The organism is Polyangiaceae bacterium, from assembly GCA_016715885.1.
In the GTDB taxonomy this organism is placed as follows: domain Bacteria; phylum Myxococcota_A; class Polyangia; order Polyangiales; family Polyangiaceae; genus Polyangium.
In genome coordinates, this window is record JADJXL010000001.1 from 146,248 (window position 1) to 164,889 (window position 18,642).

Genomic DNA, 18,642 nt, shown 5'->3' on the forward strand with positions numbered 1-18,642 from the left:
GCTGGGCAAGTTGAAAACCAAGGCGCCGGTACGCGAGTGAATCCGTACCGACGCCTTGATGGCCTAAGGCCGCGCTTGGGCAAGCAGCGGGAATGTGAACGAGCGGATTCGGTTTGGCAATGAGGTTTTTGGGCGCGCTGGAACACGGCCATGGGAATATCCCTATTCCCAGTCAGCCTTTTTGAATTTCAAGCGCCTCAGGACTCGCCCTCGAGATCGGCGCTGGGCGTCGAAGACGGTGGCTCCAGGTCAGGAAATTCACGGTAAATGGGATAGAGAAGCTCTGCCCCGAGTTCGCTAAGAACCTGCGCGACCGCCTTCCTGTGCTCTTGAAGTTGTGCTTCCGTGCCATGTTGCTCCATCAACCAGATCGTGTGCACGAGTAGGCCCGAAGACTGTTGATAAAGGTACGCCAACTGTCGAGCTAGTTCTTTGTTCATGACTATATCCCTTTCCAGCAACCTGCTGCTTCACGGCATTGCCTCATGCACCTATGGAATAGGTTACTTCATTCACCTTACGACAGCGCGCCCTCTCAGCCTCCTGCGAGGCAGCCGCAGCGGCGCCCACAGTGGCGTCTGCTGCAGTGGCAGCCTGAGCTTGCTGGGCCGCAAGGATCTCCTCGGTCTTCAGAATACCCACGTGGATGAGCCCGATCACCAAAATCCCCACCGCCACGGCATCCGCTGGGCCGGGGACGGGTGAGTCCGCTTGCGATGTCACGCCCGCCGTGAACGCATATCTGGTGAAGAGCTCGACCAAGTGGTCTCCAGCTACGGCTGTGGCTCCGTCGGCGATGAGCACCTTGCGGGCGCGCGATGGCGCTTGTTCAACGCGCACCGTTTTTACCCAGCCTGCCTTCTCCGCGCGATGGATGATCTCCTCGTATCCAATTGCGTCCATGGCCTCTTGGCCAAGCCTCGCCATGGTCGGCTTGTCGCCGTCGATCGGTTTCCAATCGGGCGCTACGACGACCTCTGCATAGCGCCGGGTCGAATCGTCGGCAGGACCAGCGCCGCAGCTAAAAATCATCCCGGCAAGTAACATACAAACTGCGGTCGCGACGGCCTTGTGCAGTGAGCCAGCGCTCATGGTAATAAGTGGATAAGCGGTAGACTTCATCGGCCCATTTCAACAATGGGTGAGCTTGTCCGTCAAGCACATAGATGCCAGAGACACACCGGCGGCATCACCCGACCATGTTGCAAAACCGCGCCTTGCACGCCCGCAGAAACGATTATGAGCTTGTCAGATAGCGTCGACGATTTGGCCGCCGAAGCGCTACGCAAACGGCTCGCCGAGCAGCTTGCGAATCTCCCGAAGGCGCTCCTGGGCGGCGGGATCCTCGGGGACGCGACCAAACTTGACCGTGAGCCCGAGTCGCCTGAACGTTGTCATATCGTCACCGTCCTCGATCAGGGGATCTGCGCCATGAGCGAGGAGGAGCCGCACCATGTCGACATGGAGCCTGGTTGCAGCGAACCCCAGTGCATTCATGCCAGTCGGCCCTGCTCCCGCGTGGATGGTCTTGGTGGCCCCGCAGAGGAGGAGGAGCCGCGCCATCTCCAGATAGCCTTTCTCCGCGCAGATGCGAAGCGGCGAATCGCCCTCGTCATCGCAGACGTTGGAATCTGCGCCCGCGGCCAGCAGGAGCCGCACGGCTTCGATGTGGTTATTGAACACGGCGATTAAGAGCGGATCCCCTTCTTTGTCCACGTCCCAACCCTTGACTTTGGCGCCATACCGCAGGAGCAGCACGACGGAGTCGATCGGACCTGGAGGCTCCGGCCCGTCAGGGTCGTCCTCGCCAGATCCTTCGAGCTCCCAAATCGCCGCGTGCAATGGGGGGACATCTCGACCACTGTAGCGAGATTTGCCAGCTTCATTCGGATCCGCGCCGGCGGCGAGGAGCGTCGCCAGGCGATCGACGTCGCGTGATCGAATGGCCTCGAGAAGTGCGTTAGACATGGATCTCCTTACTTTCCTGCCATCGGATGGTCTTTGGCGCAATTGATCAATTCCAGGGCTTCGCAGTGATCGATTCCGTTCTGAGTTTGGTCTATCTTGTCCTTGTGCTCAGTGTCTGGTTTGCCGCCGAAGCACTTGTCCTGAACCAGCCATCGTGCGGCCAGGCAAGCACGCCGTTGCAGCAGGCTGAGCTTGACCACCGAGCACGGAATCTTCGGCAATTTATCCTCATTGATCTTACGCCCCCCGCATGTCGCGGCGAACCCTTTGTCGCAAACCTTGTGCATCTCGTCATTCAGGCGAATGCGCTCCGCCTCCTCACACGTCTGGTTCGGATACTTTCGCGGTAGGGCGATCGGGATCGGCGGAGCCGTCGTCGTCGCGGTGGGTTTGGCCGTCGCCATCGGCCAGCCCGTCGTTATCGCGGTCGCCGTGTGCACCATGAGCTGCACGTTGAGCGCGACAGCACCCATGAGGACGGTCAGCGTGAGCAAGCAAGGTGGCGACGCAACGCAAACCGCAAGCGGTACTGCCGGAGTGCCCAGCAGCATGCGCGATTCCGGCTGTGCAAGCTCGCGATCGAAATTCTCCGAGCGAGGGCGCAGAAGATCGTTCTCGGTCAGCGAACGGATCGAGGCAGCGATGCATTGCTCCAGCTCTTCATCGCCGACGGTGGAATCCATGAGCGCAATGGAGTCAACCTCGCCGTTGCTATCGAGCGTCACGTCATACTTGACGATATGGTCCGCATCTCGGACGTGATGCGTGTGCTCGAAAGCGCAGCCTTTGATCGGCGCTGCAACGTGCTCGGGAATGTCCGTAACAGGATGCTGAACGCCCCCGCATCCCTGAGGCACGAACGCAAAACCCAAGCACACGGTAAAGCTTAAGGACAATGCAAGTCTATTGATGGTGGGAACCATGGTGCGCGATAGCACCCGATGCAGTCCTCCGTGGTCAAGGTGAAACCCGCATATGTTCCTCGTACAACCATCTGGCGTCGGCTTGTGCGTATGCAGATACGCACATCAGCCGCCTGTCTGAGTACGCGCCACACTTACGTTTGCTCACCAAGAGTCCGCCTCGACCAACCTTCACGCGCACTCGTAGCGCTGCACCGCCCGCGTGCACAACCGCGTAGGCATAGCAAGGGAAAATCAACGCAGACCCGCCTCTCGTTTCGCGCGAAGTCCCAACCGACACGCTTCGCGCCACCGATCCCTCCGCTCGACATCCGAAGATGCCACCTTGTGCCACCGATCGCCCGGATCGACATCCGCACGACGCCATCCGAGCGAACGTTCACTCGAATCGTCATCCGCGCGAACCACATCGAGCGAACGATCGCTCGATTCGACATCCGTCCGAAACCACGTCGAACCAACGCTCAATCAAACCAGCATCCGCACGAGCCACATCGAGCGACCGATCGCTCGGATCGACATCCGCACGAACCCATTCGAGCGAACGCTCACTCGAAAGCGCAACCCGATTGAGCCATGTTGTGCCACCGTTCGACCAAAGTGACATCCGCACGAGCCAGATCCAACCATCGTTGGCTCTTCGCGCATTCCCAACATGCTCGTGCGCACCACATGCCGTACACATTCCCGTTGACATCTCGAATACAAGCGTTGCACATTCGCGTCGGTCCTCATTTCCTCGTCATTGCACCCCAAGGAAACTCGCATGATCCCCGAACCGCAGAAGATGCACGCGCTCTACGAGGCAGCAAAACCGACGCTCCTTGCATTGCCAACCGAATCCTCATTCGGCCTCGCATTGGCCGAGAACGCGCCTTCCAGCTCACGCCTCCATTGCTCAAAGCATTCAGTCCCCTCGTGCCAAACCTCGCCGACGAGCTTTCTCCGGCCCGAGCGGCCGAGCGCAAAGCGGACTTCGATTCGCTCGAATCCCATATGCTCGTTTATTACGCCGCCGAGCTCGAGGTCGAGAATCCTGGTCGGGTGAGCAGAAAGCCCAACGCAAGGCGCTCGTCGGCCAAGTCCGCGAACACGATATCGAATTGTCCGCGTGGGCCGCTCCCGCATTCAAAAACAACGCGAAAGCCACCGAGATCCTCGCCGATATTCGGCGCGGGCGAGGTATCCGCGACGACGCGGATGATACCCTTCGCCTCGTCGCCCTTTTTCGTGACAACTGGGACAGTGTACAAGGTAAAACGCCCATTACCATCGAATACCTTGCCAAAGCCGACGAAGACGCGACCGCCCTTCTGTTATTGGTCGATGGCGGCAGTGAAGACATCAAAGGCTCGCCGAGGGATTTGCGACGTCGTGCGTACACGCAATGGCACCGTGCGTATACCGAGCTTTTCCACGTAGGGCGCTATTTGACCCGAAACGACCCCGAGGCCCATGCGCAATTTTCGGCGATATCCAACGAGCGCACAGCCCCGACCCCCGTCACGCCCAACACCGAAAACGCCTGAACCTTCATTTCGGTTCATCCATCATCCCCCACTACATACTTGGCGGCGTATTCGTGTGGCCCGTCGACCAAAACGCCCTTTCGTGCGCCCCCAGCAGGCCCCGTGGCAACGAGAAGCGCCGGCGCGTTACACCAAACTCATTTCGACACGCCGATCGTATCTCATGCGTTCGCCGCGACGGCACTTGATGCGGCGAAAACGAAATGCCCCTCGCGCCTCGTGCCCGTCGTCCGCACGCGGCATTCGTTTGGGCTGCAAAACCTTATTCATGCACATGTACAGTGCTTTCGTCACGCTTTCGTCAGATTTCGCCAGCAGCTTGAAGACGTCACCTCTTCATGGCTTTGGAACGCCGCCAGGTCATGGCTTTGGAAAGAGGCCATGGCGGCCGAGCCGTTTCAGCTCGTCCATGGCGCCTTGCATCGTGTCCCGCACGAGCGTGAAGACGTGTTCGACGGCGTCCGGGTCGTCGGCGGCCGAAGCTGGCAAGCCCGGCCGGATGGGCGCGAGAATGCGGGTGTGAATTTTCACGGGCGGAGGCAAGTGGGGCAGGGGTGCGAGCGCAAAGAGGCCCCAGGGCAGCGCGAGGCCGATGGGGGCGACGTTCCATCGCATGATGTCGGGCAAGCCAAGCGCCTCGGCGATCTTTCGGCCATCGGTCATGACGTACAGCGAATGATGCGCCCCAGCGCTCACGATGGGCACGATGGGGACGCCATGTCGTAGCGCCGTTCGGACAAACCCTCGACGCTTGCCGAATTCAATTTCGTAGCGTCGTGAGAAGGGTCTGCACGCATCGAGGTCTCCGCCTGGGAAGACGAGCACGGCGGCGCCTTGATCGAGCGCGCGCGCAGCGTTGATGGGCGATGCCTTGATGGCGCCCATCGCGTTCAGCACGGGGCCTGCTCCGGGCAAACCGAAGGGCAGGTCGTGCATGAGGCCGTAGGAGCGTCGCGCGGGCGAGTAGGTGCGCCAAAACGCGAGCATGTGGCAGAACATGTCCGGCGTGCCGGTCATGGCGTTGTGGTTTGCCACCACGAGCGCGGGGCCTTCGACGAACGGCTCGACGAACTCGGTCTCCGTGCGGAAGTAGTGATCGTAGAGCACGCCGAGCAGCGGCATCACGCGCGCGATGAACGCGGGATCACGCGCATCGAGGTCGTCCGGACGAACGCGCGCGCGAGCTTTCTCGACGAGCGCGTCGAAACCGTCCTTCACGGTGTCGAGGGATGGAACCGGCTCGTGCGGAACGACGAAAGACCCCACTCGATCCGTATACCGAACCGGACGAAGGCTTGTCATCAGGCTCGTTTCGCGCGCGGGTTCTGCTGCCATACGTCACGGTTCGATCCATGCGATCATGAAGCGCTTACTCGACTGGAGGAGGGAACATGAATTTGCACCGCTTCGCCACGACGCTTTGCTGCTCGGCCACCGCGCTCATGGCTTCGGGCTGCATCGAGCTGACCACGACAAACGGCGGTGGAGGTGCTGGAGGAAGCGGTGCGGTGAGCTCTTCGGGCGGTGCGGTGAGCTCGTCGAGCAGCTCGGTGAGCTCGTCGAGCAGCGGTGGAGGTTCGTCCGGGTCAACCGGGTCGTCGGGCGGTGCGGGTTCATGCGACACGATCAGCGCGGATTGCACGGCGTGCGAATCGTGCTCGACGGCGTCCGACGTTGGGAAATGCAAGGCCGAATCCGAGGCGTGTAAGCTTTCTGCGAGCTGCACGGCGATCAATGAATGCATGCATCTGTGTCCCAAAGGGGATTTCAACTGCTGGGATGCGTGCTGGGGAATGCACGAAGATGCGGCTGCTACGTACTGGAACTACGTCGGTTGCGTCTATTGCGCGGACTGCGCGAAGAGCTGCCAGGACATGCTGTGCCCTTGATGAGCGCTCCGCGATGCTGCGATGAGCGATGGATCGGTGCACGATCGTGCATGTCGACGATGCTCCGTCGTGGCGTCGTTCATGCGATCATGGGCTGTCGGTTTGCGTCTTTGCACCTCGAGGAGGCTCCATGAAGCGCATTCGTTCCATGATCATCGTTGCAAATGTTTCTGCCGCGCTTGCTCTGTTCGCATGCGCCGAGGGGTCGACGAAGCAGGGTGGCGGTGGCGGCGACGGCGGCGACGATGGCTGGGCCAATGCCGCATCGAGCTCTTCGAGTAGCTCCGGCAGCGGTTCATCGAGCTCTTCGGGATCCGGCGGGCCTACGGTGTGCGACACGACCTCGGCGGACTGCGCCGCGTGCGTCACGTGCTCGCGCGAGTCGGCCGATGGGCTTTGCGTGGATGTCTTTCAGAATTGTGTTGCCAACTCGGCGTGCGTCGACTTCGCCGGATGCATCGCCGACTGCCCGGACGGTGACACGGTTTGCACAACCGGCTGTGAAGATTCCTATCCGACCGGCGTGCCGATCTTCGACGTCTACGCCTCGTGCGTCATCTGCCAGGATTGTTACGTCAAGTGCGAAGGCGCGGAAGCTTGCATGTGATGGTCAGATGCCTTCGAGCTCAATCTTTGACCTGCAACGATACCGTGCCTGCGACAATACCCCGCGTTGACCTCGATGACGTACGATGATGGACACGGCACGGCGTAGGTCGAATCGTTCATCGTCGGAACGTTTTCTTCGATGCCCACGATGACGCCGTCGCGATCGACGAAGAGCATGTCGAGCGGGATGCAGGTGTTGCGCATCCAGAACTGATGCACCTCGGGTGCTTCGTTGAAGGTGAAGATCATGCCGCGATCTTCGGGCATGTTCGTGCGGAACATGAGCCCGCGAGCTCGGTCGCGCGGGCGTTCGGCAATCTCCACGGAAACGATCGCAGGTTTGTCTTTGGCGCCGGGGAAAACCACCTTCCCTGTGCGCAAATTCGGCGGCACTTCCGGGTCCGCGGGGCACTTCGGATCGGGGCCTGGGTGCGCGAGTGTTCGTTTGGGTTTGTCCGGCGTTGGGAACACGCATCGCCCCGATTCGGCCGGCTTTTTGGTGGTCGCGTCGGCAGTTGGCTGCGGTGAGGGCGGGATGTTGGGGCGAGCGTCTCGGGACGGAGGCACGGGTTCTTCGATGCGCGGCTCACACCCGAACATGCTCGAAACGAGCACGAATGCTGCAAGTCGGAAAGTCGTCATGGCTTTGGGAGGACCTCACGCAAAACGCCGCGGACGGTGTGTTCTCTACCTAGCACGACAAAGTCGTGCTTGACCCGCGCCGTTCGTCACGCAAGTGAAAGGCACCCGAGATGCACTGCAAACGTTCACTTCACTCCGCCACCGCACTTTTTGGATCCACCCTTGCCCTCATGCTCGCGAGCGCATGCGACTCGGCACCGCCCGAACCCGTCGCGGAGCCGAGGTTTCAGGCGCAAAACGTTCAAGTTGCGGGGAACGGGCAGGGCCAGGCAAAGCCCGCAAAGACGGCCGCGCCGACTGTTTCGCTCCCCAAGCCCGCGAAGAAGAAGGTCTCGGCCAAACCCGTCGCCGAGGTCAAACCGAGCGAGGACGATCCGGTCAAGGGCAAGTGGACGCTCGCCGACGCGACGAAGGGTTTGCCCGCGGGCAAAACGATCACCGCGACGATCGAAACGGACATGGGGAACATCGAGTGCAAGCTCTTCGACGACAAGGCGCCGATCACGGTCGCGAACTTCGTCGGGCTCGCTCGAGGCATCCGTCCGTGGAAAACGCCCGAGGGCAAGTGGGAGAAGAAGCCGGCGTACGACGACACGGTGTTTCACCGCATCATCAAGGGATTCATGATCCAAGGTGGAGATGCGAAGAAGAACGGATCGGGCGAAGCTGGTTACGTGATTCCGGACGAGGTTTGGGAGGACGCCAATCACGATCGAGCGGGGCTGCTTTGCATGGCGAACCGAGGCCCAAACACCAACAGCGCCCAGTTTTTCATCATGGATGATGCCGCGTTTCACCTCGACGGCGGCTACACGATCTTCGGCGAATGCGGCCCTGTGGAGACGATTCACAAGATCGCGAGCGTCGCGGTCGTGCGCGACAGGCCCGAGACCCCACCGGTCATCAAGAAGGTGACCATCACGCGCAAGTAAATCCCTCACCCAGCGTAACGGCACGCTGTAAAAATAGGCTAGGATGCGGCTCATGCATGCGAAGCTTTGCTTGGTTGCGGCAATCATCGGCGTGCTCACGCCGTTTGCCATGGGGCTTTTTGGATGCAGCGGTAGCGTGGAAATCGTCAATCGCGCAGATGGCGGCGGAGGCGAAGGAGGGGAGGGGACGAGCAGTTCGAGCACGGGGCCGATCTGGGACGCGGGCAAGGACGCGTTCGACGAGTACATCGATCCTGGTTGTCCGGACAATCCTCCTCCCATCGAGGACTTCCAATGCAACCCCAGCAATCAAGCGACCAGCGGATGTTCGTTCGGGGAGGCTTGCTACATCTACGTTTCGTACCCGGACGAACCTTGCGGCCAAGAAATTTACGGAGCGTTCTGTGCACCGGCTGGGTTTGGTGTGCAAGGTGATGCGTGCAACGGCGCATTCGACTGCGCCGCGGGGTTTGTCTGTGTCGTGACGGGATCGGGCAATCAGTGCGTTCAGCTCTGTCCGCTCCAAGGCAACGACAACTGTCCATCCGGGCTGGTTTGCGAACCCATCGACGTCGAAGGGTTTGGCGGGTGCTTGTGATGCGAGCGAGAAAACATCGAGCTTCGGTGCGAGGTGGGCGCGGCCTTGCGCTCGTGTCGCTCGCTTTGGTGGGCGGTTTCGCGACGCTTTGGGGCGGCATCACGTCCGGATGTGGTGGGCGTACGCAGCTCACGTGGGGGCCGCCTCAGCCGCCGTGTTTCGTGGACAGCGATTGCCCTGGGGCGAAGAACTTGTGCACGCCGGTCTATTGTGATCTCGCGGCCGGTGCCGATGCGGGTGCGCCTCGGAATGGAGGTCTTTGCATCGAGCTCGAGCCGGTCGATTGCGACGATGGTGATCCGTGCACGGAGGACAAGTGCGAGCCGAAGACGGCGGAGTGCAAGCACGAGTTTTTGACGAGGGACAACGACGACGACGGCTTTCGGGGGCCGCTTGCGGGGTTTTTGCCTGGCGCGCCGGGATCGTGTGGTGACGATTGCGACGACAAGAGCGAGCTTGCGTATCCGGGTGCGACCGAGGTCTGTGACGGGGTCGACAATGATTGCAATGGCGTGATCGACGACGGGGCGACGTACGTACCGCTATTGAACAATCCGGTGCGTTTGTCCGGGGACATTGCGCCGGCGGGCCCTGGGGGACTCGCGTGGAGCGGTTCGTCGTATGCGGCGGTGTACACGGGTACGATCGATGGTTTTGCGATGCGGCTATCGATGCTTGCGCCCACGGGTGATCCGCTCGGTCCGGAAGGTCCGATCGTCTTTCAAAATGGCGACAATGCGGGTGGTCCGGTCGTATGGGTAGGGGATCGTTATGGTGTTGCTTGGCAAGATCGCCGCACAGGTGATTACGAGGTTTACTTCACGCTGCTCGATGAAAATGGAAACAAGGTTCTCGCGGATCAACGTTTGACCGATGCGGTCGGGTTTTCCATCAACGTGACGCTCGTGGACCGGCACTGAATTCATTGCCATATGGCAGGACGAGCGCGAGGGGATTTTTGATATTTACGGCCAGCGAATATCGCTCGACGGTGCCCCGCAAGGTTCGAACATGAAGTTGACGCAGGCGTTTTCGGTGCCGAACGAAGGGCCGCAAGCGGCGGCGGGCCTGACGACGATTGGTGTGGCCTGGTCGCTTGGCGATCCTTCGCAACGTTTCGTCAGCGTTCAGCTTTTCAATCCGGACCTGACGCCGCGAGGTCAGCCATTGGCGCTCACGGATGGCCAGACCCAGGCGGTGTATCCCACGATTGCGTGGAATCAGGATAGGTACATCGTGGTGTGGTTCGACAGGAGCGCGAATCCCAAGGCGATTTACGGCGCGGTGCTCGATGAAAACGGCACGATCCTCGTTCCGCCGAAGCCATTGACGCAACCGGGGCAATTCCGATCGCGTTATCCAACGATAAAGCCGCTCGGGGATCGGGCGCTGCTCGTGTATTCCGACGATCGCGATCAAAATGACGGCTACGAGCTCTACACGTTGATGCTCGACCAGAAGCTCGATCCGATAAGCCAGGAGCGACGCATTACGTTTGCCAAGCGTGACAGCATTTACCCGATTGCGGCGTTTGGTCCCGACGGCAATGTGGGGATTCTGTTCCGAGACGACCGCGATAACGAACAACACGTGTGGTTCACGCGGCTCGGATGCATCGTGCCGTAGCCGCTTTTCACCATCTAGGACGCCTACGAAGCTCTTGCATGCCAAGCAGAAGCGAGATACGTGTTCGTCATGGGTAGCGAAGGGGCCATCCGACTCGAGCGTCGACCTGAAGCGCGTTCTTTCACTGTGGGGGAAATACTCCTTGCGGTGCGTGACGGTAAGATTCGCGTCCCCGAATTCCAGCGTCCCCTGCGCTGGAAGTCGCAAAACGTCCTTGATTTCTTCGACAGCATCTACCGCGGTATTCCGGTCGGAACGCTTCTTTTTTCTCGAGACAAGGCGGACGCCCAAACGTTACATTTCGGTCCGGTCGGGATCGATGCCCCAGCGATGAGTGACGCGCTCTTCGTTGTCGATGGGCAGCAGAGAATCACGAGTCTCGCTGCAGCCATTCTTCACCCGGACAAGACTCCTCGTAATGGGCTCTTTGCCGTATGGTTCGATTTGGAAATGGAGCGGTTTGTCCGCGTGACCACCACAACACCCCCGCTCACGTGGATACCGCTCAATATTGCGGGTAATCGCAAGGCAACCATGAAATGGGTGCATGAGTGGCCATTGCAACACGAATTGCCCGAGTTGGTCGATCGGGCATTCGAATTGAACGACCGCATCGAAGGGTTTTCGATTCCGGTTTACATTGTGGAGCGAGCCTCGCAGGAGGCATTGCGGGTGATTTTCAACCGAACCAATACGAGGGGGATGCAACTGCGCGAAAACGAGGTTTTCGACGCACTCCCTGGTCGGCAGAAAGCTGATTCGGTCAAAACGACCATTGCTCGCCTTGCTGACTCGACGGGATTTGGTTTATTGAACCCGGATTGGTTTCTCGATTGTTACAAAGCCGTCGAGGGACTCGATCCTGGAACCACATTTCGTGACGACATGGCCGAGCTGCCCTCGTTACGCCGGGCTGAAGAAGCATTGCGTCGCGCTATCTCTTTTCTCATTGACGATGTAGGCATCCCGCACGTCAAGATGTTGCCGTACAAACTTCCTCTTCTGATTCTTGCTCGTTTCTTTGCCATCCACGCCGATCCCGAACCACGAGCCCGACGTCAGCTTTCATGGTGGGTTTGGCGTGGAGCACTCGGCGGTCAGCACGCCGAAGCGAATCACGCACGGTTGCGCGAGTTGCTCGCTACCATTGGGGCGGCCCCCTATACTTCCATTGAACGTCTGTTGGCAACCACGCCACAGCGCCAATTCATGGGCGACTTTGTCGTGCAGCTCATGGATTTTTGTGAAAAATGCAATTGGGATGGACGAGCGGCCAGGTCGAGACTATTTGCACTCGCGCTGTACCATTTTCGGCCTTGCGACCCGCTTACGGGCGAGCCTCTCAGTCAATCGGCTTTGCAAGACTTCTTGAATGAACACGAGCTCGGGAAACTCATCATTGATGTCAGTGGCAGTCAACACGGCGTGCTTGCGCTGCACGTTGCGCTGGTAACGAAACGGCATGTAAAATACCTCGCTGACGCTAGCGTTGAAGTTCGCAAGAGTCATGTTCTCGACGACATGGCGGTCGATGCATTGCGACGTCGCGATTGGAAGGAGTTCACTCAATACCGCTCGCAAGAGTTGTCGTCGCGCATGGCCCAATTTTTCAATCTCAAGGTCGGTTCGTTCGATAATACGAGGCCATCCGTGGCCGCGATCGTGCGCCACGTCGACATATTGGCGAAGTCCGCATGAATGTTCTTGATGTCTTATTGGGAAAAACGCGCGTCGGCATCTTGGAACGGCTCGAAGACGAAGAATACCATTTCCATTCGATGAAAATTGGCTCGAAGTGCCCAATCGCCCTGTTCTGGGCCAAATCTTCGAGGATCGCATTCCTGACGATATCGTCACGTCTGGCCTTCCATGTTGGTTTGCCCATCTGCTACCGCAAGGGCCACTCTTACGCATGATTGCGCGTGAGGCGGGGGTCGAGCCCGAGGACGACTTCGAAATTCTGCGGCACATCGGCGAAGATCTACCCGGCGCGGTCATTCTGATGCCGGGAACGAATCGACCCCATCGACAAAGAAAACCATTGGTCCAAACCACGCCATCTGGAGACGGCCGATTGCGCTTTTCTGCACTTGCCGGGGCCCAGTTGAAGCTCTCCGTGCATGAAGGTGAGCGAGGAATCGTCATTCCTGTCGAAGGCGGAGCTGGAAATGGATTGCCAAGTTTCACAATCCGGAATTCGATGAGTTACCTGCATCGAATATGCAACAATGGCTTGGGCCAAGAATGTCGGCATTGACGTTCCGCCCATCCGTCTCGGGAACGTCACCGAATTTCTCGATCTGCCTGCAGGCATTCCCACGGGAGACGGAACGGTCTTCCTCATCCAACGGTTTGATCGCCGCCTCAATGACGAACGTATTCATATGGAGGACTTTGGTCAGATTTTGGATCGGCCGCCCGGCCACGGTCCCGACGGCCAATATTCCATGCGATACGAGCACATCGCGGCGCTGTCGAAACTATGCGGTGCCGATGTGCGCAAACTCTGTGAGAGAATCGTCTTCTGCGTCCTCGCAGGGAATGGGGACGCGCACCTGAAAAACTGGAGTCTCATCTATCCTGATCGACGCAACCCACGTTTATCACCAGCGTACGATCTGGTCTCGACGGTACTTTATTCCAAACTCGACGATTGTCTTGCGTTGGATATCGGCCAATCGCGACGGTACGAAGACGTTGATGCGGAGTCATTCAACCTCTTTGCACGCGCAGTCGATGGTTCTCAGGACGAAATCAAGCGATGGGCAATTCATTACGCGTACGCCGTGCGGGCTTCCTGGCAGGAACATGCAGCCGACTTCGGGTATACCACAGGCGAGCGTGAAAAGATCTCCAAACACCTTGCACGCGTTCCTCTCGGACGATAACGAGAAAGGACCACAGTCGTGCACCCGGTGGTTTCCGTCAACGGCCCATGCGGATTGATTCGTTGCGCATGCGGCATATGCTCCGCTGCAGGAAAAAGGTGCCAGCCCCTTTGAGGATAAACTCCTCGCTCAAACCTTCCGCAACCGAAATGGCCCCGCCTTGTGCACCTTGCCCGGTAGCGGCCGCCCCAGCGCACGCTCGGCAACGTTCCCCGCCTCGATGAGCTTCTCCAAGTCCACGCCCGTCTCGATGCCCATCCCTTGCAGCATGAACACCAAGTCCTCCGTCGCCACGTTGCCCGCGGCGCCCGGCGCGTAAGGACATCCCCAAGTCCACCCACCGACGCGTCGAAATGACGCACCCCCATCTCGAGCCCCACCAAAATGTTCGCCAGCGCCGTGCCGCGCGTGTCGTGCATGTGCAGCGATATCTGATCGATGTCCATCACATCGAATGCTCGACGCAATATGTCCTGGGTTTGTCTAGGCGTACCCGTGCCGATCGTGTCACTCAGCGCGATCTGGTAACAGCCGAGGTCCACGAGACGACGCGCAATGTTCACCGAAACCTCCGGCGACACGGGCCCTTCGTACGGACAACCCCACATCGTCGACACGTAGGCGCGCACGCGCACGCCCGCTTCACGCGCCGGCGGGATGATCTCCGAAAACACACCCAGCGTCCGGTCGATCGTCTTGTTGATGTTCTTCATGTTGTGCGTCTCGCTCGCACTCATGAAGACCGCGATTTCCGGAAGCCCCGTCGCGAGCGCTCGTTCGAGGCCCTTGGCGTTCGGACACAAAGCGCTGAAGGTGACGCCCTCGGGCGCTCGCATGGTCGAAGCAAGCTCTTCGGCATCGGCGAGCTGCGGGACCCACTTGGGCGAGACGAAACTGGTGATCTCGATGCGCTGAAGGCCCGACGCAACGAGCGCCGAGATGAGCTGCTTTTTCGCGTCGATGGGCACGACGTTCGGTTCGTTCTGCAAACCATCGCGCGGGCTCACTTCATAGATCGACACGCGATCTGACGAATGAGCGAACAGGTCGGTTGCAGTCGTACGCGAAGAGCGATCCGTCATGTCCGTGTCCATTGTTCGGCAAGCCGACGCGGCGTCAACGGCTGGGGTTTGGGGCGAAGGGCACCGAAGGTGACCCGAAGCCCCAAATGTTCAACCTGGGCCAATAGCCTTACGTCATCCCGGAACGACCCGCAAATGCCGCGACTTCTGGCCCGTCACGAACGGAATTGGGTACGCCCCGCTGAAGCACGCAAGGCAATAGCTGCCTTGAGGGACGTCGGCATCGGCTTGCGCGGCCTGTTCGATGCCTCGCACGGAGGAAACGAGGCCCTCGATGGAAAGATACCCGAGTGAATCGGCCGTGACGTACTTGCAGATCTCGTCGATGCTGTGCGTGGCCGCGATGAGCTCGGCACGTGTCGGCGTGTCGATGCCGTAATAACAAGGCCATCGCGTGGGGGGACTGGAGATGCGTAGGTGCACTTCGCGGGCGCCGGCATCGCGGACCATCTTGACGATCTTGCGGCTCGTCGTTCCACGCACGATCGAGTCGTCGACGATGACGACGCGCTTGTCTTTGATGACGGCGCGGTTCGGCGAGAGCTTGAGGCGTACGCCGAAGTGCCGGATCGACTGCTGAGGCTCGATGAACGTTCGGCCTACGTAGTGGCTGCGGATGAGGCCCATGTCGAAGGCGACGCCTGCCTGTTGAGCGAAGCCGATGGCCGCGGGCAAACCCGAATCGGGGACCGGAATGACGACGACGTCACTCGTGTCGTGCGCGTCCGGGATGGGCTGCTCTTCGGCGAGCCTGCGTCCGAGCGCTTTGCGTACGTCGTACACGTTTGCGCCTTCGATGCGCGAGTCGGGACGCGCGAAGTAGACATGCTCGAAGATGCACAGCTTGCGGGGCTTGCGTTCGAAAGGAAAAACCGAACGGGTTCCATTTGGACCAACCACGAGGACTTCGCCGGGGGCGACGTCGCGGACGTAGGTTGCACCGATGAGGTCGAACGAGGTGGGCTCGCTGGCGACGACCGTGGCGACGCCGCCGGCGTGTTCCAAGCGGCCGACGCAGAGCGGGCGAAAGCCCATGGGATCGCGGACGGCGATCATCTCGTGCGCGCTCAGAAACAGGATCGAGTAGGCACCTTCGACTTGCGCGAGCGCTTCGGCGATACGGCTTTCCGTGGTGTCCGCGGAGCTCGAGGCGATGAGGTGGACGATGACTTCGGTGTCGCTGGCGCTTTGAAAGATCGACCCGCGGTCTTCGAGGCGTTCGCGGAGGATCTCGTGGTTGGTGAGGTTGCCGTTGTGCGCGACGGCGATCGAGCCGTGCGCGTAGTCGACGGCGAGCGGCTGCGCGTTGCGGATGTGCGAACCGCCAGCCGTGGAATAGCGGACGTGCCCGATCGCGCGGTCGCCTTTCAGGTTCGACAAATCCGGTGGGGAGAAGCTGGCCTGCACGAGGCCCATCGCTCGGTGCGCGGTGAGGCGATTGCCGTCACTGGCGACGATGCCTGCCGATTCTTGACCTCGATGCTGCAGTGCATGCAGGCCGAGGTAGGTGATGTTTGCTGCCTCGGGATGGCCGTAGATGCCGAACACGCCGCACATGGGGCGTCTTGTAGTACGAAAGGCGAGAGCGGCCACGGCCCGCGCGGAGAAAGGCGCGTTTTGCGATGAGATGCGCGAGGCTAGTGGAAATGCGGAGGTCGACGGTTCGTCAGGGGCAGAGGCGAATCACTTTGCGGCGATGCCCCAGACCTTCTCGATGATCTTCATTTCCATCGTGTCGCTGTGACACGTGGAGCACTCCATGTCCTTCTTGTCGGCGCGCGTGAGCTTGTGCTCGTACTCGTCCTCCATGAACTTTTCCACGGCCTTGCGATCGCTGCGGTCGAGGTTCTTCTCGTTGCCGTCATGGCAGGTGTCACAGAAGACGGCGCCGCCCTTTTCATCGCGCACTGCGACGACGAAGTGCTTCCACATGCCGCGGGTGATCTTGAGGTGCCGCGTCTCGGCCTTGTAGTCGTCTTTGACGTGACAGCCCCAGCAATCGCCGTAGCCCATGGCCTTCTGGAAGAGCGGCATGAGCTTCTTCTTTTGCGCGAGCGGCATCTTGTCGAACTCGGGGAGCTTGTTGATGTCGAGGCCGATCTTCTTGACGTCCGCGAGCATCTTGCTTTCGCGAATGGGCGTCGACGGTTTGCCCTTGGCCGCAGGCGGAGCATCGGGCTGCTTTTCGGCCGTCGCATCGGGTTTGGCGCCGTCGGGTTTGGCGGCGTCCGTGCCCGCGCCGTCCGGTTTGGCGGCGTCGGTTCCACCGGTGGTCGCCGTCTGATCGTCCTTCTTGTCGGCGGCCGTGTCCGGGTTGGGCGTCGACGAGCCGCCGCACGCGCCGATAGCGCCGGCAACGATCAGAGCAAGAGTCAAGGTAACGTGTTTGTAGATGCGAACCATGCGGTCTCCTCGTACTTCGACACGACATTACACGAATCGCCGATGCGGACGGAAGTAGCTCGTTGAGCTTTCCACGAGCGACCGAATCAGAACTTGCCGGTGACCGTGAGGAACGTGAGCTTGTCGTTGGTCTCGCGAAGCCTATGCGTGAGCATGCGAATGACGCTCCATAGAACCTCGTAAGCGAGATCTTTGTGGAGAAACAGCAAATCCTCGAACGCGTCCTTGGGCACGGTGAGCAGGCGGCAACGTTCGTGCACGCGCGCATCGGCGGAACGCGGAGCTTCATCGAGCAGGCTCATCTCGCCGAAGACCGATCCGGGGCCGAGCACCGCGAGCGCTTCTTCGCCCATCCCGGGCACGTCGCGGCTGATGCGGACTTTGCCTTCGAGGATGATGTAGAGTTTGTCCCTGGATCGCCGTGCTGGAAGATCTTGGTTCCAAGCGCGTGCGACTCTTCGCTGGCAACGCGCGAAATGAGCTCGAGCGCCTGCTTCGTGAGGCCCTGGAACAGAGGGACCTTGCTGAGTTTTTCGATGCGTTCCGCGACGTCCACGTACGTTCTCGACGCGCACCAGGCTTTCGGTGCGAGCTGCGAGGATAGCGGAGAGTGCGAGGAAAAAGAAAGTTTGCTGCGGCCGAAGCGAACTTCAGCGCGTGAAACGAACGCGGATGGGAGGCGTTACGCTGGTCGTCGGTTGCCCGGTTTTGTCGAGGCCCGCTTTGAACCTTCGCGCCAGCGCACAGAGGCGCGCCGCGCGCCCGAACCCGTAACCTGGGTCTTCGACGACTTTCACCGATTGCACCGTTCCATCTGGACGGACTGTCACGATGACCGACGCGACGGCTTGATCGATTTGCTCGGCATCCGCTTCGGGAGGAAACGGGCAATCCCACGACGTGCTGCCCATGAGCGACGGAGGTTTCGACAAATCCGGCGCAGGAGGCGGCGGCGGCATTTTGGTGCCCGTGCCGCCTTCTTTGCCATCGAGGTTCGCGCCTTTGTTGTACGTCGGCGCTTTCCCCGTGCCTTCGGCGCTCACCATGCCGAAGCCCGGCCCCGTCCCATCGCCCGTGACAAACCCTTGACCGGTCATGTCGACGGGTTCGTCCGGGTCTTCCTTCGCCGTCAGTACCTTCGCAGCTTGCGACGGCGGCGGCGGCGGCGTTTTGTCCTCGTACGGATCCTCTTCCTTCGGCGCGGGTTTGTCTATTTTCGGCGCCGGTTCCGGTTCGGGCTCGGGCTCGGGCGGAGGTTCTTCCTTCTTGTCTTCGACCTTTTGCTCCGGAGGAACCTCGACGTCGTATTCCGTCCAGAAGAAGTCATGCAGCCCTTGACGCATCTCGCGAATGGCCCGCTGCATGTCGAACAGTGCCGTCATCGCGCGGCCGGATGCGTACCCGTGCGTCGCGAGCGCGAGCGCCAGGCCGATGATCGTTCCGGTCCTCGCGGCGCGGTTTCCGAGCGCGAAGATCGGCGCGAGCGGATCACGATCCTCGCCGGCAGAACGCGCTCGTGATGCTTCAGGATGCACAGCCGTTCCCCCGTTGTT

The 18,642-nt window shown here is 60.3% G+C and carries 21 protein-coding genes and 2 pseudogenes; 9 read left to right on the top strand and 14 right to left on the bottom strand.

The genetic code is table 11. The annotated features are described in order from the left end of the window. Positions 1–197: 197 nt before the first annotated feature. The 5 genes from IPM54_00675 to IPM54_00695 form a co-directional block, all read right to left on the bottom strand. Entirely contained in the window at positions 198–440 is a 243-nt protein-coding gene (locus IPM54_00675; GenBank protein ID MBK9258332.1) for a hypothetical protein, read from the bottom strand. Between the two features lie 43 nt (positions 441–483). After that, positions 484–1,092, bottom strand: coding sequence for a hypothetical protein (locus IPM54_00680; protein MBK9258333.1), 609 nt, complete (start codon positions 1,090–1,092; stop codon positions 484–486). 189 nt (positions 1,093–1,281) lie between these two features. Then, positions 1,282–1,968 (bottom strand): ankyrin repeat domain-containing protein, encoded by a 687-nt coding sequence (locus IPM54_00685; protein MBK9258334.1) that lies wholly within the window; start codon positions 1,966–1,968, stop codon positions 1,282–1,284. Positions 1,969–1,976: 8 nt separating this feature from the next. Further along, entirely contained in the window at positions 1,977–2,906 is a 930-nt protein-coding gene (locus IPM54_00690; protein ID MBK9258335.1) for a hypothetical protein, read from the bottom strand. Positions 2,907–3,125: 219 nt separating this feature from the next. Further along, complete coding sequence (locus tag IPM54_00695) at positions 3,126–3,359, bottom strand: hypothetical protein (GenBank protein ID MBK9258336.1); 234 nt, start codon at positions 3,357–3,359, stop codon at positions 3,126–3,128. Positions 3,360–3,994: 635 nt separating this feature from the next. Between IPM54_00695 and IPM54_00700 the strand changes: the two genes are divergently transcribed. Next, entirely contained in the window at positions 3,995–4,420 is a 426-nt protein-coding gene (locus tag IPM54_00700) for a hypothetical protein (GenBank protein MBK9258337.1), read from the top strand. A 126-nt stretch (positions 4,421–4,546) separates the two neighbouring features. On the opposite strand, the gene IPM54_00705 is transcribed toward IPM54_00700, so the two are convergent. The 3 genes from IPM54_00705 to IPM54_00715 all read right to left on the bottom strand — a co-directional run bounded on the left by IPM54_00705 (position 4,547) and on the right by IPM54_00715 (position 6,164). Further along, positions 4,547–4,714 (bottom strand): hypothetical protein, encoded by a 168-nt coding sequence (locus IPM54_00705; GenBank protein ID MBK9258338.1) that lies wholly within the window; start codon positions 4,712–4,714, stop codon positions 4,547–4,549. A gap of 66 nt (positions 4,715–4,780) precedes the next feature. Then, on the bottom strand, positions 4,781–5,722 hold the full coding sequence (locus tag IPM54_00710; protein ID MBK9258339.1) for a 1-acyl-sn-glycerol-3-phosphate acyltransferase: 942 nt from the start codon (positions 5,720–5,722) through the stop codon (positions 4,781–4,783). Between the two features lie 67 nt (positions 5,723–5,789). Beyond that, entirely contained in the window at positions 5,790–6,164 is a 375-nt protein-coding gene (locus IPM54_00715; protein MBK9258340.1) for a hypothetical protein, read from the bottom strand. Between the two features lie 275 nt (positions 6,165–6,439). Here IPM54_00715 and IPM54_00720 point away from each other — a divergent pair, with 275 nt between their 5' ends. Continuing rightward, the gene (locus IPM54_00720) at positions 6,440–6,916 is read left to right on the top strand and encodes a hypothetical protein (GenBank protein ID MBK9258341.1); all 477 of its coding nucleotides are present in this window, start codon (positions 6,440–6,442) and stop codon (positions 6,914–6,916) included. Here IPM54_00720 and IPM54_00725 read toward each other — a convergent pair. Continuing rightward, on the bottom strand, positions 6,880–7,560 hold the full coding sequence (locus IPM54_00725; protein MBK9258342.1) for a DUF192 domain-containing protein: 681 nt from the start codon (positions 7,558–7,560) through the stop codon (positions 6,880–6,882). The two genes, IPM54_00720 and IPM54_00725, sit on opposite strands and share 37 nt — an antisense overlap. 170 nt (positions 7,561–7,730) lie before the next feature. On the opposite strand from IPM54_00725, the gene IPM54_00730 reads away from it, so the two are divergent. The 7 genes from IPM54_00730 (at position 7,731) to IPM54_00760 (ending at position 13,604) form a co-directional block, all read left to right on the top strand. Beyond that, complete coding sequence (locus tag IPM54_00730; protein MBK9258343.1) at positions 7,731–8,492, top strand: peptidylprolyl isomerase; 762 nt, start codon at positions 7,731–7,733, stop codon at positions 8,490–8,492. 109 nt (positions 8,493–8,601) lie between these two features. Then, entirely contained in the window at positions 8,602–9,090 is a 489-nt protein-coding gene (locus tag IPM54_00735) for a hypothetical protein (GenBank protein ID MBK9258344.1), read from the top strand. Next, the gene (locus tag IPM54_00740) at positions 9,090–10,010 is read left to right on the top strand and encodes a hypothetical protein (protein MBK9258345.1); all 921 of its coding nucleotides are present in this window, start codon (positions 9,090–9,092) and stop codon (positions 10,008–10,010) included. The genes IPM54_00735 and IPM54_00740 overlap by 1 nt, the downstream gene beginning before the upstream one ends. A 91-nt stretch (positions 10,011–10,101) precedes the next feature. Further along, positions 10,102–10,716 carry a hypothetical protein gene (locus tag IPM54_00745; GenBank protein ID MBK9258346.1) on the top strand — a complete coding sequence of 205 codons (615 nt, stop codon included), beginning with the start codon at positions 10,102–10,104 and terminating at the stop codon, positions 10,714–10,716. 69 nt (positions 10,717–10,785) lie between these two features. Continuing rightward, positions 10,786–12,414, top strand: a complete 1,629-nt coding sequence (locus tag IPM54_00750; protein MBK9258347.1) for a DUF262 domain-containing protein — start codon at positions 10,786–10,788, stop codon at positions 12,412–12,414. Positions 12,415–12,430: 16 nt separating this feature from the next. After that, the gene (locus tag IPM54_00755) at positions 12,431–12,973 is read left to right on the top strand and encodes a HipA N-terminal domain-containing protein (protein ID MBK9258348.1); all 543 of its coding nucleotides are present in this window, start codon (positions 12,431–12,433) and stop codon (positions 12,971–12,973) included. Further along, the gene (locus IPM54_00760) at positions 12,945–13,604 is read left to right on the top strand and encodes a HipA domain-containing protein (GenBank protein MBK9258349.1); all 660 of its coding nucleotides are present in this window, start codon (positions 12,945–12,947) and stop codon (positions 13,602–13,604) included. Before IPM54_00755 ends, IPM54_00760 begins: the two co-directional genes overlap by 29 nt. Before the next feature lie 129 nt (positions 13,605–13,733). On the opposite strand, the pseudogene IPM54_00765 reads toward IPM54_00760, so the two are convergent. From IPM54_00765 to IPM54_00785, 5 genes and pseudogenes are all read right to left on the bottom strand, one after another. Next, positions 13,734–14,686, bottom strand: a pseudogene (locus tag IPM54_00765) (hydroxymethylglutaryl-CoA lyase). Positions 14,687–14,800: 114 nt separating this feature from the next. Next, the gene (locus IPM54_00770; protein MBK9258350.1) at positions 14,801–16,243 is read right to left on the bottom strand and encodes an amidophosphoribosyltransferase; all 1,443 of its coding nucleotides are present in this window, start codon (positions 16,241–16,243) and stop codon (positions 14,801–14,803) included. A 126-nt stretch (positions 16,244–16,369) separates the two neighbouring features. After that, on the bottom strand, positions 16,370–17,089 hold the full coding sequence (locus IPM54_00775; protein ID MBK9258351.1) for a hypothetical protein: 720 nt from the start codon (positions 17,087–17,089) through the stop codon (positions 16,370–16,372). Between the two features lie 86 nt (positions 17,090–17,175). Further along, positions 17,176–17,645, bottom strand: a pseudogene (locus IPM54_00780) (cyclic nucleotide-binding domain-containing protein). A 94-nt stretch (positions 17,646–17,739) separates the two neighbouring features. Then, the gene (locus IPM54_00785; protein MBK9258352.1) at positions 17,740–18,564 is read right to left on the bottom strand and encodes an energy transducer TonB; all 825 of its coding nucleotides are present in this window, start codon (positions 18,562–18,564) and stop codon (positions 17,740–17,742) included. Positions 18,565–18,642 lie beyond the last annotated feature (78 nt).

Coding starts and splice junctions, on each gene's coding strand:
- IPM54_00675 (MBK9258332.1), bottom strand. CDS start 440: ATGAACAAAGAACTAGCTCGACAGTTGGCGTACCTTTATCAACAGTCT.
- IPM54_00680 (MBK9258333.1), bottom strand. CDS start 1,092: ATGAGCGCTGGCTCACTGCACAAGGCCGTCGCGACCGCAGTTTGTATG.
- IPM54_00685 (MBK9258334.1), bottom strand. CDS start 1,968: ATGTCTAACGCACTTCTCGAGGCCATTCGATCACGCGACGTCGATCGC.
- IPM54_00710 (MBK9258339.1), bottom strand. CDS start 5,722: ATGACAAGCCTTCGTCCGGTTCGGTATACGGATCGAGTGGGGTCTTTC.
- IPM54_00715 (MBK9258340.1), bottom strand. CDS start 6,164: ATGCATTCATTGATCGCCGTGCAGCTCGCAGAAAGCTTACACGCCTCG.
- IPM54_00720 (MBK9258341.1), top strand. CDS start 6,440: ATGAAGCGCATTCGTTCCATGATCATCGTTGCAAATGTTTCTGCCGCG.
- IPM54_00725 (MBK9258342.1), bottom strand. CDS start 7,560: ATGACGACTTTCCGACTTGCAGCATTCGTGCTCGTTTCGAGCATGTTC.
- IPM54_00730 (MBK9258343.1), top strand. CDS start 7,731: ATGCTCGCGAGCGCATGCGACTCGGCACCGCCCGAACCCGTCGCGGAG.
- IPM54_00735 (MBK9258344.1), top strand. CDS start 8,602: ATGGGGCTTTTTGGATGCAGCGGTAGCGTGGAAATCGTCAATCGCGCA.
- IPM54_00740 (MBK9258345.1), top strand. CDS start 9,090: ATGCGAGCGAGAAAACATCGAGCTTCGGTGCGAGGTGGGCGCGGCCTT.
- IPM54_00745 (MBK9258346.1), top strand. CDS start 10,102: ATGAAGTTGACGCAGGCGTTTTCGGTGCCGAACGAAGGGCCGCAAGCG.
- IPM54_00750 (MBK9258347.1), top strand. CDS start 10,786: ATGGGTAGCGAAGGGGCCATCCGACTCGAGCGTCGACCTGAAGCGCGT.
- IPM54_00760 (MBK9258349.1), top strand. CDS start 12,945: ATGGCTTGGGCCAAGAATGTCGGCATTGACGTTCCGCCCATCCGTCTC.
- IPM54_00770 (MBK9258350.1), bottom strand. CDS start 16,243: ATGTGCGGCGTGTTCGGCATCTACGGCCATCCCGAGGCAGCAAACATC.
- IPM54_00775 (MBK9258351.1), bottom strand. CDS start 17,089: ATGGTTCGCATCTACAAACACGTTACCTTGACTCTTGCTCTGATCGTT.